This is a genomic window from Arthrobacter sp. E1SS-5 (assembly GCF_057073715.1).
The window spans coordinates 3,797,355-3,811,220 of sequence record NZ_CP172703.1 but is presented as its reverse complement, the minus strand read 5'-3'; the positions used below and the strand labels follow the sequence as shown (position 1 = coordinate 3,811,220).

General features: G+C 64.9%; 13 protein-coding genes. 6 read left to right on the top strand and 7 right to left on the bottom strand.

The genetic code is table 11. The features are described from left to right. Positions 1-6: 6 nt before the first annotated feature. Together ACIGJD_RS17850 and ACIGJD_RS17845 are read right to left on the bottom strand one after the other, a co-directional pair. Positions 7-1,296 (bottom strand): MFS transporter, encoded by a 1,290-nt coding sequence (locus ACIGJD_RS17850; RefSeq protein WP_483687339.1) that lies wholly within the window; start codon positions 1,294-1,296, stop codon positions 7-9. A gap of 89 nt (positions 1,297-1,385) precedes the next feature. Continuing rightward, on the bottom strand, positions 1,386-2,645 hold the full coding sequence (locus tag ACIGJD_RS17845; protein WP_483687338.1) for a M20 metallopeptidase family protein: 1,260 nt from the start codon (positions 2,643-2,645) through the stop codon (positions 1,386-1,388). A 135-nt stretch (positions 2,646-2,780) separates the two neighbouring features. On the opposite strand from ACIGJD_RS17845, the gene ACIGJD_RS17840 reads away from it, so the two are divergent. Next, entirely contained in the window at positions 2,781-3,800 is a 1,020-nt protein-coding gene (locus tag ACIGJD_RS17840; protein ID WP_483687337.1) for an Lrp/AsnC family transcriptional regulator, read from the top strand. Between the two features lie 67 nt (positions 3,801-3,867). On the opposite strand, the gene ACIGJD_RS17835 is transcribed toward ACIGJD_RS17840, so the two are convergent. Continuing rightward, positions 3,868-4,341 carry a hypothetical protein gene (locus tag ACIGJD_RS17835; protein WP_483687336.1) on the bottom strand — a complete coding sequence of 158 codons (474 nt, stop codon included), beginning with the start codon at positions 4,339-4,341 and terminating at the stop codon, positions 3,868-3,870. 315 nt (positions 4,342-4,656) lie between these two features. Here ACIGJD_RS17835 and ACIGJD_RS17830 point away from each other — a divergent pair, with 315 nt between their 5' ends. The 3 genes from ACIGJD_RS17830 (at position 4,657) to ACIGJD_RS17820 (ending at position 6,948) form a co-directional block, all read left to right on the top strand. After that, complete coding sequence (locus ACIGJD_RS17830) at positions 4,657-4,956, top strand: putative quinol monooxygenase (RefSeq protein ID WP_483687335.1); 300 nt, start codon at positions 4,657-4,659, stop codon at positions 4,954-4,956. Positions 4,957-5,059: 103 nt separating this feature from the next. Then, a complete protein-coding gene (locus tag ACIGJD_RS17825; protein ID WP_483687334.1) occupies positions 5,060-5,938 on the top strand; it encodes a Rieske (2Fe-2S) protein in 879 nt (292 codons plus the stop codon). 146 nt (positions 5,939-6,084) lie between these two features. Further along, the gene (locus ACIGJD_RS17820) at positions 6,085-6,948 is read left to right on the top strand and encodes an MBL fold metallo-hydrolase (RefSeq protein ID WP_483687333.1); all 864 of its coding nucleotides are present in this window, start codon (positions 6,085-6,087) and stop codon (positions 6,946-6,948) included. A gap of 179 nt (positions 6,949-7,127) precedes the next feature. Here ACIGJD_RS17820 and ACIGJD_RS17815 read toward each other — a convergent pair whose 3' ends face one another. Together ACIGJD_RS17815 and ACIGJD_RS17810 are read right to left on the bottom strand one after the other, a co-directional pair. Further along, on the bottom strand, positions 7,128-8,816 hold the full coding sequence (locus ACIGJD_RS17815; RefSeq protein WP_483687332.1) for an HNH endonuclease signature motif containing protein: 1,689 nt from the start codon (positions 8,814-8,816) through the stop codon (positions 7,128-7,130). An 83-nt stretch (positions 8,817-8,899) separates the two neighbouring features. After that, the gene (locus ACIGJD_RS17810; RefSeq protein WP_483689538.1) at positions 8,900-10,054 is read right to left on the bottom strand and encodes an N-acetylglucosamine-6-phosphate deacetylase; all 1,155 of its coding nucleotides are present in this window, start codon (positions 10,052-10,054) and stop codon (positions 8,900-8,902) included. 191 nt (positions 10,055-10,245) lie between these two features. On the opposite strand from ACIGJD_RS17810, the gene ACIGJD_RS17805 reads away from it, so the two are divergent. Further along, positions 10,246-11,139 (top strand): hypothetical protein, encoded by an 894-nt coding sequence (locus tag ACIGJD_RS17805; protein ID WP_483687331.1) that lies wholly within the window; start codon positions 10,246-10,248, stop codon positions 11,137-11,139. A gap of 77 nt (positions 11,140-11,216) precedes the next feature. Here the strand turns inward: ACIGJD_RS17805 and dctA are convergent, their stop codons facing one another. Continuing rightward, positions 11,217-12,704, bottom strand: coding sequence for a C4-dicarboxylate transporter DctA (dctA, locus tag ACIGJD_RS17800; protein WP_483687330.1), 1,488 nt, complete (start codon positions 12,702-12,704; stop codon positions 11,217-11,219). Between the two features lie 107 nt (positions 12,705-12,811). Further along, positions 12,812-13,396 carry a nucleoside/nucleotide kinase family protein gene (locus tag ACIGJD_RS17795; protein WP_483687329.1) on the bottom strand — a complete coding sequence of 195 codons (585 nt, stop codon included), beginning with the start codon at positions 13,394-13,396 and terminating at the stop codon, positions 12,812-12,814. 206 nt (positions 13,397-13,602) lie between these two features. On the opposite strand from ACIGJD_RS17795, the gene ACIGJD_RS17790 reads away from it, so the two are divergent. After that, positions 13,603-13,866, top strand: coding sequence for a hypothetical protein (locus ACIGJD_RS17790; protein ID WP_483687328.1), 264 nt, complete (start codon positions 13,603-13,605; stop codon positions 13,864-13,866).

Genomic DNA, 13,866 nt, shown 5'->3' with positions numbered 1-13,866 from the left:
CAAAGCCTAGTGCGTCAGGTCCTTGCCCTTGGTCTCGGGGATGGTGAAGACGAACGCCGCGCTGATTACCAGCAGCAGCACCGCGTAAACGTTGAACACCTGCGGCGCGCCCAGCGAGGAGCCCAGCCACTGCTGCAGGTACGGTGCGGTGCCGCCGAACACAGCGACGCAGATGGAGTAGGGGACACCGACACCCACGGTGCGGATCGACGTCGGGAACAGTTCGGCGTACACGGCGGGAACGATGGCGGCGCTCGCGGCGATGAACACCAGCATCACGGACATGCTCACGGCCAGCTGCCAGGCGGAGTCCCTCAGGAGCCAGGTCATGGGGAAGTGCAGCACTGCCGAGCCGATGGCGCCGGCCCAGAGGACTTTTTTGCGGCCGATCCGGTCGGACAGCTTGCCCCAGACTGGCAGGGCGGCGATGAACACGATGTTGGCCACAACGCCGGCCCACAGTGCTTCGCCGCGGTCGATCTTCAGTGCGGTGGTGGCGTAGCTGGGTGCCACCACGCCCCAGATGTAGTAGATCACCGTGAGGCCCACCGTCAGCCCGATCACCTGCAGCGCCTGCTTGCGGTAGCGGACAATCTGCGGCCAGATCGCGGCGCGCTTTTCGGTGGCAGCCTCGCCCTGGAAGGCCTCGGTTTCGTGCAGCCGGGACCGCATGATCAGGGCGTACAGGCCCATCGCGGCGCCGATCAGGAAGGGCACGCGCCAGCCCCACGCGTTCATCGCCTCGGTGCTCAGCGCCATGTTGAGCACGGCACCCAGCAGCGTGCCGAACAGGATGCCCACAGTGCCTGACGTGTAGATCAGGGTGGCCCAGAAGCCGCGGTGCTCCTTGGGTGCCATCTCGGACAGGTACGTCTGCGACGACGGCAGCTCACCGCCGTGCGCCAGGCCCTGCACCAGCCGGGCCGCCAGCAGCATCAGCGAGGCGAACGCGCCGACGCTGGCGAAGGTGGGGGCGACACCGATCATGAGGCTGCCCAGCGAGGCGAGGCCGACGGCGAGGGTCATGGAGGACTTTCGGCCGATCCGGTCGCCGATCCAGCCAAACAGGAAGCCGCCAAAGGGCCGGGCCACGAAGCCGACGGCGAAGATCGCCAGGGTGGACAGCACCGCCGACGCCGGGTCCTCCTTGCTGAAGAGCTGGCTGGCGATGAACGGGGTGAACGTGGCGTAGATGGCCCAGTCGTACCACTCGACGGCGTTGCCGATGCCGGTGCCGACGACAGTCTTGGCGGTGGACATGCGGCCCGTCCTGGGCTTGGTTGCTGCAACTGACATGGTCTTCTTCCTGGTCGGTTGGTCTGGAGGGGCAGCGGCGCTGCTGCCGGTTTTTTGGGAGGCGCTGTGCTCTTTTGGAGCCGCTGGGTTCAGGAGGCGGTGGCCAGGGCGGCCAGCCGTGACACGGCGAGTTCCGCGTAGAGTGCGGCCCCGTCAGCCAGCACGCCGTCGTCGAACGTTGCGTACGGTGAGTGGTTGAACGGCGAGGCGTCGGGGTCACCACCGGGTGCGACGGCGCTGAGCCCCACGAAGGTGCCGGGCACCTCGGCCAGCACCCGGGAGAAGTCCTCCGAACCGCTCAATGGGGTGGCCCAGCGGGCGAGGCGCCGCTCGCCGAAGAGCTCGGTGATCACCTTCTCCGCGGTGTGGGTTTCGTCCTCGCTGGTGATGGTGAGGGGGTACTCCTGCAGGTAGTCGACGGCGACCTCCACCCCGTGAGCGGCGGCGATCCCCTTGAGCAGGCGCGGCACGGCGTCCATCATCTTCAGGCGCGAGGCCTCCGAGAACGTCCGGATTGTCGCCTCGATTCGGGCCGACTCCGGGATGACGTTCCGCTTGGTGCCGGCGTGCAGCACGCCCACGGACAGGACCACCGGATCGAACATGTTGAACTGCCGGGTGACCATCACCTGCAGGGCGGTCACCATCTCAGCGGCCACCGTGACCGGGTCCTTCGCGGAGTGCGGTGCGGAGCCGTGGCCGCCGGCGCCGAGCACCGTAACCTCAAGGCCGTCGGAGGCGCTGAGCATGACGCCGGGCTTGGTGCAGAACGTGCCGTGCGGCTCTAGTGAGGAGAAGACATGCATGCCGTAGGCAGCGCTGACGCGGGTGCCGGCGGCATCCAGGACGCCTTCGCGGAGCATGTAGCTGGCGCCGTCGAAGCCCTCCTCGCCGGGCTGGAACATGAGGACGACATCGCCGTTGAGCTGGTGCCGCTTTTCGGCCAGGAGGGTGGCGGCTCCGGCGAGCATGGAGGTGTGCAGGTCGTGGCCGCATGCGTGCATGGCGCCGTCGGCCTGGGAGGTGAATTCCACTCCGGTCTTTTCCTGGACGGGCAGTCCGTCCATGTCCGCGCGGAGGAGGACGGCAGGACGCTGTGCTCCCCCTGGTTGTCCCGTGTGGTTCCCAGCGTCCGTGTTTCCCCCGCCCGTTTTTCCTCCACGCAGCACTGCCGTGACCGACGTCGTCTCCTTGCCCAGCGTGATCTCGTACGGGAGCCCGTCCAGCGCTTCCAGGACCTTCTCCTGGGTGCGGGGGAGGTGCAGCCCGATTTCCGGCTGCCGGTGAAGGTCATGACGGAGGCGGGCCAAGTCTCCCTGCAGGTCTTGGGCGTCGTCTCTTATGGGCATGGGTAACTCCTTGGCAGTCGGCATCAGGCTTGTGGACTATTGTGAAGTGGCGCAGTTCACATGCGCCGAAACCGCTGGAATTATCCTCCTGCTGCCCTTTTACAGCAGGATCTATGCAAACCCTAGGAGGCCTCAGTGGAGCTCAGCGAGGACGATCTTGCCCTGATCCAGGTCCTGCAGGCCTCTCCGAGGCTGGGCTGGGCCGATGCTGCAAAGGTACTTGGCGTGCACGCCACCACGCTGGCAGCCCGCTGGGACCGCCTGACCTCAAGCGGGGCGGCCTGGGTGACGGCGCACTTGGCGGGCGACCCGAAGCAGATGCTCCTGGCCTACGTGGCGGTGGACTGTGAGATGAACCTGCGGGACAGCGTCACGGCGGAGCTGGCGGCCGTCCCCGAGATCGTCACAGTGGAGGAGGCAGCCAGCAACCGCGATTTGATGCTGACCGTCATCACCCGCTCGCTGGAGGAATTCAGTGCCAAGATCATCACCCGCCTGAAGGCCGTCGAGGGGCTTACCAAGTATCAGGTGGCGCTGTGCACCCGGCTGCACAGCAGCGGGGACGACTGGCGGCTGAACGTCCTGAGCCGTGCCCAGCTTGCCACCTTGCGGACGCTTGTTTCCCCGCCTGCTTCGGAGTCCGCGCAGGCGGCCCAGCTTCCGCAGAGCCACCTTGACCTGCTGCCCTTCCTGGCGCGGGACGGCCGGGCGACGGCAGCGGACATCGCCCGCTCCCTGGGCCGCCACCCCGCCACCGTCCAGCGGCAGTTGAACCGGGTGCTGGCCAGCGGCATTCTGTCCTTCCGCTGCGAGATCGCACAGGCCTACTCATCGTTTCCGGTGACCTGCCAGTGGTTCGTCAATGTCCCGGCCGGCCAGCATGATGCCGCTGCGGCCCAGATCCGCACCATCAGCAATGTCCGGTTGAGCGCCTCCACCACCGGGCCCACCAACTTTGTGATCATCATGTGGCTGCAGACCCTGGCCGATGTGATGTCTGCTGAGCTGGCGTTGCAGCAGAAGGTGCCGGGCATTGACATCGTGGAGAGTGCAGTGATGCTGCGGACGGTAAAGCGGGTGGGCTGGATGCTGAAGGAAGACACGACGGCGAGTGGCGCCGTCGTCCATGCCGGAAACCTTGGTGCCGCGGACTGAGACGGGGACGACATAGTGGGGAACCAGGAGCCAACCACTGGTTCCCCACTATGTGGACCTGATGGGTCTATTTGCCGCCGTGCACTTCCACTACGGCGCTCTTCTCCCATGGGGTCCAGTCCGACCAGTGGCCACCGTGGTTCTCCACCCGGAATGAGACGAGTTGGTAGACCTCTTCACCCTTGCGGTCGTGGTTGCGGACATCCACAAAGTAGTGAACGGTCCTCGCGTCGTCATGGCGGCCAAATTCCTCCGTGAACTGTCGTTTGGCGAGGAGGTCATCGCTGTGGCGATCGTCTTCATAGATCCGCTGGCGGATCTCGACGGTCTTTTGGCCGTTGCAATCCACTGTGATCCTGAAATCGACGTCGTTCCCGCGGAGATCCTTTGGATCCAGGGGGTTGACGGTACAGCCGTTGCGGCTTGTTTCCGCGTTGGCCGGTGCGGCCATTGCCAGGGAAACCCCCAGCAGGCCCAGTGAAACCAACGGAACCAGGGCCGTCCGCGCCTTGGTTGGTCGGTTCGTTCCATTGTTGGACATTTCTTGTCGCTCCTCAAAGGGCGTGATTCACCTTTTGCGGGCAGCCTTCAGAACCGTCGCGAATAGTGAGCATGCTGCAAAACCAGTGTGGCGGCCGCGGGCCTGCCCGTCCCATTTCAGACAGCGCGCCCGCCAAAGCGGGTGGCTTCGACTCCGGATCCTTCCGTCTGGCGTTGATGCGGGTATCCGGTCTTTTAATCTTCCGCCGGCCCTTAGGGGGCGTACTAGGGGAGCGGCTACCCTACTCGCGGGGGTTTTACCGTAGGTAGGCAGAGTGGCCCTCCGCTTGTCGGGGACTTGCCGCACACTGGTCCCATGACATTTGCGAATGTGGGGACCCTTGGTACCAAGCCCGGGCAGCGGGATGCCCTCGTTGCCATCCTGCTTCGGCCCAAGCCCGGGATGAAGGAAGCCGGTTGCTTGCTCTATGAAGTGGGCATCAACGATGACGTGCCGGACACAGTGTTCGTTTCCGAACTATGGGAGTCCGCGGAGGCGCACCAGGCCTCACTGCAACTCGACAGCACCCGCGCGGCGATCGTTGAGGCCATGCCGCTGCTGTCCGGGCAGATGGGCGGCCATCGGTTCACAGTCCTTGGGTCGCCGCTGCGGTGACTTTCGGTCTGCCCAACAAGCCGCTTTCCCTGAAAGTGCGCTTGGCATAAAACGGGGCGTTGCGTGATGAGTGGACAGCGCTGATTGGGGTAAGGGACGTCACATGAAACCGTTGCCTGCACTTGAGCTTGTCACCCGCCTCGAGGACGCCGAATGGCTTGACCCGCTGGCCAAGAGCGTCAGGAAAGTCGTCAAAAAGGTCATCAAACCGCAGTGGGCCCGCGACATCATGCACGGCGTTCCCATCGGCCACCCCGTGCACCCACTTGCCGTCCAGGTCCCGATCGGTGCCTGGGTGTCAGCCGGCGTGCTGGATGCCGTTCCAGGCGCTGAGAAAGCGGCGAGACTGTTGATCGGAGTGGGTACCGCCAGCGTGCTTCCTTCTGCGCTCGCCGGATTCACGGACTGGTCGCAGCTGCACCCGCAGCAGCAGCGGGTGGGCCTGGTGCATGCGGCGGCCAATGTGACGGCAACCAGCCTTTACATCGCGTCACTTGTCCAAAGGGCCAGGGGCAGCCAAGGCAGCGGCAAGGTCCTTGCCTATCTGGGACTTGCCGCCGTCGGCACCGGCGGTTTCCTTGGCGGCCACCTGTCCTACCGCCAAGCCGCCGGGGTGAACCACAGCGAGGAAATCCCGCACCGGTTCCCGGCCGGATGGCATCCGCTGGCACCGTTGGCGGAACTGCCCGAGGGCGGCCTCCACAAGCGCGAGGTGGCCGGTATTCCGCTGCTGGTACACCGCGAGGGCGACACCGTTAACGTGTTGTCCAACGTCTGCAGCCACCTTTCCGGACCGCTTCACGAAGGCAAGATCAAGGACGACGGCGGGGACCCGTGCGTCGTCTGCCCATGGCACCGGAGCACTTTCTCGCTGCGCACCGGAGAGGTGAAGGCGGGGCCCGCAACTTCCCGGCAGCCCCTTTTCGAGACGCGCGTCAGCGGGGAACTTGTGGAGGTGTGCCTGCCCGGGGCGGACGGTTAGAAAGGCCATTAGGCCCTACTGGGCGAGGTAGGGCGGCGGAAAACTGGGTGCATGCGAGGTCCAGTGGTGCAACCGTCCAACCGGTCCCCGCTGCAGCACACGGGCACATCCTGTACGCCTGGATCTCTTGCACGTATGTGCTCCGCATGTCCCCTTTCTTCCAGCGGCGTGGGGCCAAGGTGATGCGGGTTTCGGAGCCGCGGGAGATTGCCTCCGGCGTGGTGCTCATGACTGCCGGTAGCGGGCCTATGGCAGTTAACCTCTACCTTGTCCGTTCGGCTTCCCGGTGGGTGATGGTCGACTGCGGGTGGGCCGGCAGTGCGAGGCCTGTCCTCAGTGCCGTGGAGAAGATGCTCGGGCCGGAGAACGCGCCGACTGCCATATTCCTGACACATATCCATCCGGACCACTCAGGTGCCGCCGGTGTACTGGCGCGCGCCTGGGGCATTCCGGTGTATGTCCACCAGGCGGAGCTGTCCATGGCTGCCGGACGCTACATTCCCGAATTTTCGATGCCGCTGGACCGCTGGCTGGTGGCTCCGTTCCTGTGGTCATTGCCCAGTCGTGCCCGTCGACGCATGGAAGCGGCGAACGACATCACCGACGTTGTGCAAGGCCTTCCGCGCAGCGGTGAAGTCCCCGGTCTGCCAGATTGGGTTGCCGTTCCCACCCCTGGCCACACACCCGGACACGTCGCCTACTGGCGCTCCAAGGATGGCGTCCTGATGACTGGCGATGCGGTGGTGACGGTGAACTTGAACTCGCTGCGCGGAGTCCTGCTGGGATCGCCCGACCTGTCCGGACCGCCCTGGTACACCACCTGGAACTGGAAGACCTCCCTGGATTCCGTTTCGCGACTGGCCGAGCTGGGCCCCCGAGTGCTGGCTCCCGGCCACGGGCAGCCCCTTGCCATGGGAGTCGTTCCCCGCCTCCGCGCTGTCGCCACGAAGGAGCAGGCACAACGGCTGGCACTTCGACGCCGCCCCGGCGGAGCGCCCAAAGCTGCATAAGCCGGAGCATCCAGGGCTCGCGAATGGGAGCTGCATAAGCCGGAGTGCCCAAGGCTGGCGAATGGGAGTTGCCTTGGGGGATCGTCGCGGTGACTTTCGCCTGGGAAGAACAAGGACTTTCGCTGCGTGTGATGCCGGTTCCAGGGAGGGCAAGACAGTGTCATCTGCGCAGGGCAGCATCACCTGGATGGTATGAGCGGCGTTGCAAGGAGTTCGGCCCAGAGGGGATCGTCCGGTGAGAGGTCGTCGGGGTCGATGAGTGAGTCGTCGTCGGGTTCCCATGGTGGGAGGTCTTCCGGGCCGGCGTCTATGCAGCTGGCGACTACACATCTAACATCTGAGCACCTGGCATCGAGGAATTGGCCTGCGGTGGGCATCAGCCATTGCGGCCAGTGTGTTGGTTCGGAGTCGGGGTGTTCTGGGTTGTAGTGGCGTCCTGTTGGTGAGGTCCAGCCGGGCGGGTCCTTCGTGGTGGCTGGATCCGGTGTCCAAGTGCTGTGGTGTTTGAGCCGGTGGTGTTTGGGGCAGAGTTGGGCCAGGTTGCTGACATCAGTATTGCCGCCGTGTTCCCAGGCTTGGAGGTGGTCGGTTTCGTTGTCCGGGGTGCGGTTGGTGCAGCCGGGGAAGGTGCATTTGGCGTCGCGCATCCTGATCCAGCGTTTGATGGTCTCCGTCAGCCGGTAGTTCTTCCTCCCGATCTCCAAGGGTGTCCCGTCGCGGGGGTCGACGAGGACGCGGTAGAAGGACTCCGCCCCGTCCGCGACGAGTTTCCGGGCCATTGACGCGGGGATGGGGCCGAGTCCGTCAAGTACTGCCGGCTCATCGGTCGCCCCGAGCAGCGAGAGCACCGGCACCATTACCAAGACATCAGCCCGCGGCGTGGGGACTTTCCCGATTTCCCGGACGGGCCGCGAACCGGCAGCGATGCCGGTTCCGTCGTCCTTACCGGTTCCTTCGTCGTTGCTGACCGGCTCTGTTGCTGCGGCGGTGGTGTTGCGGTTGGTCTCCATGGCGTTGCCGGTGCTGAGGAGGAGTGATGCTGCGATGTCGGGGCGGAGTTGGGTGATGGTGCGTGGTTCGTTGGGGCCTTGGAGGCCACGGGCGGTGGCGGTGGTGCGGTTCCAGATGGCGCAGGCGGTGTCGCCGGGCAGGTAGAGCGTGACCCGGGCCATGCCGTCACGGTCCGGTGTGTACTCCATCCACCGGTCACCCACACCCTTCACATGGCGTTTCTCAATGGACTCCGGATGGTGCCGCTCCCGCCAGCCGCGCACCTTCGCCCGGAACCGGGACGGGACGAGTTCGCCAGGGGCTGCCCCGCGGGCGGGGTGGGGAGCGTCGGGGTCGAAGAAATGCGCCACCAACTTCACCGCGCCCTCAGGAGTTAGGCCTTCGGTTTCATCGGCGATGACCTTTGCGTGCTGCCAGGACATGTCACCAGCGGCCAGGGCCTCGAACACGGGCGGGAGGGAGCAAACCTTCCGGGACTGTTCCACGAACGCACCTGCGGCGGCGGAGCTGATGGCCAGGACCCCGGCGATCTCCTCCACCGTGGACATCTCCGCGTAGGTGCGGTCGTGCAGCGACGCGTCCGGCGGCGTCATGGCCTGCTGGAACCCAACGGCTTCGGCAGCGTCCCGCGCCTGCGCGGCCGCGAGCTGCGCGGTAAGCCGGGACCGTAGCTCCAGCCTTTCCAGCCGGATCTCATACCGCCGCTGCAACACATCAACACCGGAACCAACAGCAGCACCCGAACCAACAGCAGTGCCGGAGGCCAGGAACCCATCCTCCCGGTCCAGGGCATCAAGGGCAGCCACAGAGGCATGAATGCCCTCCGCACCTGCCCCAACACCGCTGCTGCTTGCCATACAAGAATCATCCAACAGGGGTCTGACAATTTGAGGTCGGGGCAGCAAGGGAGCGGGCAGCAACTACGTGGCAGGACATGCTCTCACCCGATCGAGTGCACCCACTCACCACCGCGCAGCACCCCAGCCAGCTGCAGATCCTGGCCAAGAACCAAGATGTCAGCGCGCATACCAGCACGGAGGTCACCGACCTCCGCCGAAAGGCCCAGCACCGATGCCGGGACGGCCGAAGCGGACGTCACAGCATCCTGCAGGGGAACACCTGCGGCTACGGTAGTCCGGAAAACGTCCAATAACGTCGCGGTACCGCCGGCGATGGCACCAGTACCGTCCACACGCGCCACCCTGCCGCTCACGGTTACTGAGAGCGACCCCAAGCGATAGTGTCCGTCCTCCAGACCTGTGGCGGCCATGGCATCGGTCACCAGCGCGATGTTGCCCGCTCCGACAAGGTCGAAGACCAGCTTCACCGTCTCCGGTGCCAGATGCACGCCGTCTCCGATCAGTTCCACCACTGCCGTGCCGGCCCGTGCCGCGTTGAGGCTGGCCGAGACGGGGCCGGGGGCGCGGTGGTGCAGCGGAGGCATCGCATTGAAGAGGTGCGTCACAGTGGGCCGGATCCTGCCGCCACTATCAGCCGCAGAGCGCAGCCCGGCGGCCGCACGCTCAAGGAAGGCACCCGCCGTCGCATGGTCCGCCGCGGTGTGGCCCAGGGACGGGACGATGCCGCTTGCACTGAGCTGATCGACCAAGCCGGAAGCACCCGGTAGTTCTGCCGCCAGCGTCATGGATGCGAGGGAGGGCCCTGCCTCCGCCATCAGTTGGGTGACCAACTCCGGATCGGGATCCCTCAGCAGGGCGGGGTCGTGGGCGCCGCACTGCTGGCCCGAGAGGAAAGGGCCCTCCAGGTGGGAGCCCGCAACCAGGCCCTGCTCGGCCAGTTCCTTGAGGACGCCGAGGCTGCGCAGCAGGTCCCGTGGTTTCCCGGAAACCACGCTGGCCAGCAAGGTGGTGGTGCCGCGGCTGTGCAGGTATCGGGCTGCCCGGGATGCACCGTCAAGGTCGCCCTCTGAAAAGTCCCAACCGTAGGCGCCGTGGCAGTGCAGGTCCACCAGTCCAGGCAAGAGAATCTGGCCGCCGGGTCCCTTTTCTGGAAGAACCCCCGGAAAATCCGGCGCCGGCCCGGCGAAGGTAACCAGGCCGCCGTCGACCGTTACAACCCCGTCCGGTAAGTCCATGGTGGCGGTGATAATCCGCCCGCGGAGGGTCAATGCGCTGTTCACGTTCCACTCGCCTCCCGCCTCGGATTATTCCACAGGGGCCGACCCGGAAGGCCGGTAAAAGTCGCGACGCGTTATTTCGCACTCCCAATGGGAACATCTACAGTGGAAGTTACTAAGCATGCTGTCTATTTCGGAGGGTGAACCTAATGCGAAAAGTTTCTGCGCTTGGAGTGGTTGCTGCGGCGATGCTGGCGTTGGCCGGCTGCTCGGGAGGAGGCAGCGGTACCGCCAGCCCGTCGGGTACGGCAAGCACGTCGGCGTCGGCGTCGGCCTCCGCCAGCCAGACGGCGGACGCGAAGGTGTATTCGGAAGACCAGCTCCGCGACCTCATCGCCGGCATGAAGGACGCGGACGGCAACGAGCTGAAGCTGTACTCCAAGGATCAGGTGGCCCAGGGCAGCAACATCGCCAACCTGCTCATGAGCACTGCGACCATTGATCCCAAGGACTGCAAGGACATCGCCACCGCCGGCCTGCTGGACAAGGTGGAGAACGGTGACGTAGCCGTGGCGCTCTCCGAAGGCAACCAGCCGCGCACGCTCTCCGCGCAGTCCGGCAGCGACGGCCCCGACGCCGTCAAGACACTGACCGACATCAGCAACAAGATGGACCAGTGCGCCAAGTTCTCCGTCTCCGCGCTGGGGCAGAAGTACGACGTTTCCAGCGAGGAGCTGAAGGCGAACACGGACGCGGAGAAGACCTTCGCCACCGTCAGCACCCGCAGCGGTGACAACCAGCAGAAGCTGATGCAGGTGTCCGCTGCCCAGGGCCGCCTGCTTGTGGTCGCCACCAAGAGCGGTTCCGACCTGGGCGATAAGGACCAGAAGGAACTTGAGGGCCTCATCAACGACGTCCTGAAGAAGGCGGAGAGCGGCGGCGCAACGTCCAGTGCTACTTCCACCTCCAGCAGCTCGTCCGGTTCAGGAAGCATGTCCTCGCCGAGCAGCTCAGCATCGTCGACGGCCTCGCCGACTTCGTCGTCGACGATGTCATCCGGCAGCGGCGCCTCGTCGTCGGCCTCCCCGACTGCTTCGCGGTAGCAGGCAACTTTCAAGCAGAAAAAGGATGCGAGCCGGGACCTTGGGGTCCCGGCCCGCATCCTTTGCGTGGGTGGCCGCTATTTGGTTTTGCCGCCAAGCCTGACGCTGGCGCCGGCATCGACCGGAAGTTCGGCAACGACGTCGCGGGTGGGTGCTCCGCTGAACCGGGGTGACGGTTCCTGCCCCTCCGTCAGCCGCTGCAGCTCCTGGCCCTCGAAGTCCTCTTCCTTGCCGAGCAGGATCGCAGAGTCGTGGTTGGTGATTTCACCGTTGAAGGCGCGGACCATCACACTGCGGTCGAACTGGCCCTCCCACTTGGAAACGATGAAGGTAGCCACGCAGTTACCGAGCAGGTTGACTACCACGCGCATCGAGTCCATGAGCCGGTCGGCTCCGAGGAGGAGCGCGACGCCGGCAACCGGGAAGATCCCGAGTGCTGCGGCGGTAGCCGAGAGGGCGAGGAATGACGAGCCCGGGACCCCTGCCATGCCCTTGGACGTCAACAGCAGCACCCCGAGTGCCGCCAGCTGCTGGCCCAGGTCAAGGTGGTGTCCGAAGGCCTGGGCCAGGAACAGCAGCGAGATCGAAAGGTATATCGCTGCGCCATCGAGGTTGAAGGAGTAGCCGGTGGGGACCACCAGGCCCGTCGTGGCCCTGGAGCAGCCGGCGTTGGTCAGCTTAGTCATGATCCTGGGCATCACCGCTTCTGTTGAGGCAGTGCCCAGGGCCAGGAGGAATTCCTCCCGGGTGTACTTGAGGAACTGCCAGAGTGGCACCCGGGCGAAACTCCATGCCACCACGAACAGCAGTCCGATGAAGATAATTGCCGCGCCGTAGCAGGCCGCGATCAGTACTGCGTAGGTGCTCAAGGTATCCAGACCGTACTGGCCGATAATGAATGCCATGGCCCCGAACGCGCCGAGCGGTGCGACTTTCATGATCCAGGCCATGATCTTGAAGATCAGTTCCAGGACTGTTTCCATGACGTTGATAACCGGCAGGCACTTCTCGCGGCCGATCACGACGATTGCGGCACCGAAGAAGACAGAGAAGAAGAGGACCTGCAGGAGGCTGTTGCTGGCGAACGCCCCGATGACGCTGGCCGGGATGATGTCGAGAATGAAGGAAGCGGCATCCTTGGGCGCCGCGGAACCGGTCTTTGCATCCAGGTCTGCCTGGGAAAGAGTTGCCGGATCAATGTTCAAGCCAGCTCCGGGCTGGACGATGTTCCCCACGATCAGTCCGAAGACCAGGGCGAACAGTGTTGCTGCCGTGAAGTAGAGCAGGGCCTTGACCCCCACCCTTCCAACCGCCTTGACGTCGCCGACGGCTGAAATTCCAGTGACGATCACCAGGAAGATCAGCGGCGCGATGATCATCTTGATGAGTTTGATGAAGCCATCTCCGAGCGGCCTCAGTTGGGATCCGAGGTCCGGCCAGAAATGCCCGATGAGGACACCTGCCACGACGGCGATCAGAATCTGGAAGAAGAGCGACTTGTACAGCGGCTTCCTCTTCGCGGGCACCGAACTCGCCTTCAGTGCCTCAGGGTTGGGGATCTTCATTGACCTTTGCCTATCAATTGGGAACAGCCCGTTTGCGGGGCCGTTTCCAAAGTAATCCTCGTCACACTATTCCGCAAGAGGAAAACCTATTTCCGCAATGCGGAATGCTAATCGGGCTTTATGACTGATAGGCCAGCAATCCGGGCGTCCAACTCCGCCGCCACCTCGACCGCCGAACCCGACGCATCGACTCTCAAAAAGTTGGCGTACTCCGGCAGTTCCCGGTACCCCCTGTTAAAGGCTGCGAGGTCATCCACGGTCTCGGAATCCGTGCCCCGGGCAGTGATCCGGCGATGCGCTTCGGCAGGGTCCAGCTCAAGGTGAAGGATGGCGTCCGGCTGCGGCAGCCGGGCCAACAGCCAAGGAAGGAACCGTCCCCGGGGCAGCCCTTTCGCGCGCCGTAGTGCCAGTTGGCAGTGGAGGTGGCGGTCCATGACCACCAATCCATTGAACCCGGCGGCGCGCAGGTGCGAGAGCAGCACGTTGCCCACCCGGAGGAATGTTTCGACGGCGTCAGCCAGGCGCGCGGGCAGCCGAACTCCCAGCCTGGCTGTGGCCAAAGACAAAGCCCTGCGTCCAGCATGGTTGCTTACCAGCATGGCCCGCCCGCCATGGGCCCGCACCGTCGCAACCACGGTGCGTGCCGCCGTCGACTTTCCCGATCCGTCGATGCCCGTCAGCACAATGATCATTTGGCATCCTCCTGTCGATCCGGTTAACGCTGGAGGCGGCCGGAGAGTCCCTGCTGGGATTCACAACCGCGGGACGCGGGCGCGCAAAACGTGTGGGGCGGACGAAGGAATGGCTCCTGACCGTAGGCTGGAGTCCGGACAAGGGTTCACCCAGGTCCGGCACAGCAGTTCCTGAAACAGGCAGTTCCCAGGTGAAAGGCAGGACCATGACAGTTTCCAGCGACGATCCCCAGAACACCGCGGACCTCCGCGGGCCGGGCGACCCGGACGAGGCCAAGGACCAGGCCGCAAAGGCGCCCACCTCCGGTCAGCACCTGGAACAGCCGGGCGCAAACAACATCCGTGAGGAACAGCAGGCTCATGCGGCCGGAACCGTACCGGCATCCTATGTGGGTGGTGAAGAAGCGGCGCGGGAACCTGAGCCGGAAGACGCCCTGAAGGACCAGGGAACCTGGGACAACGAAGTCTAA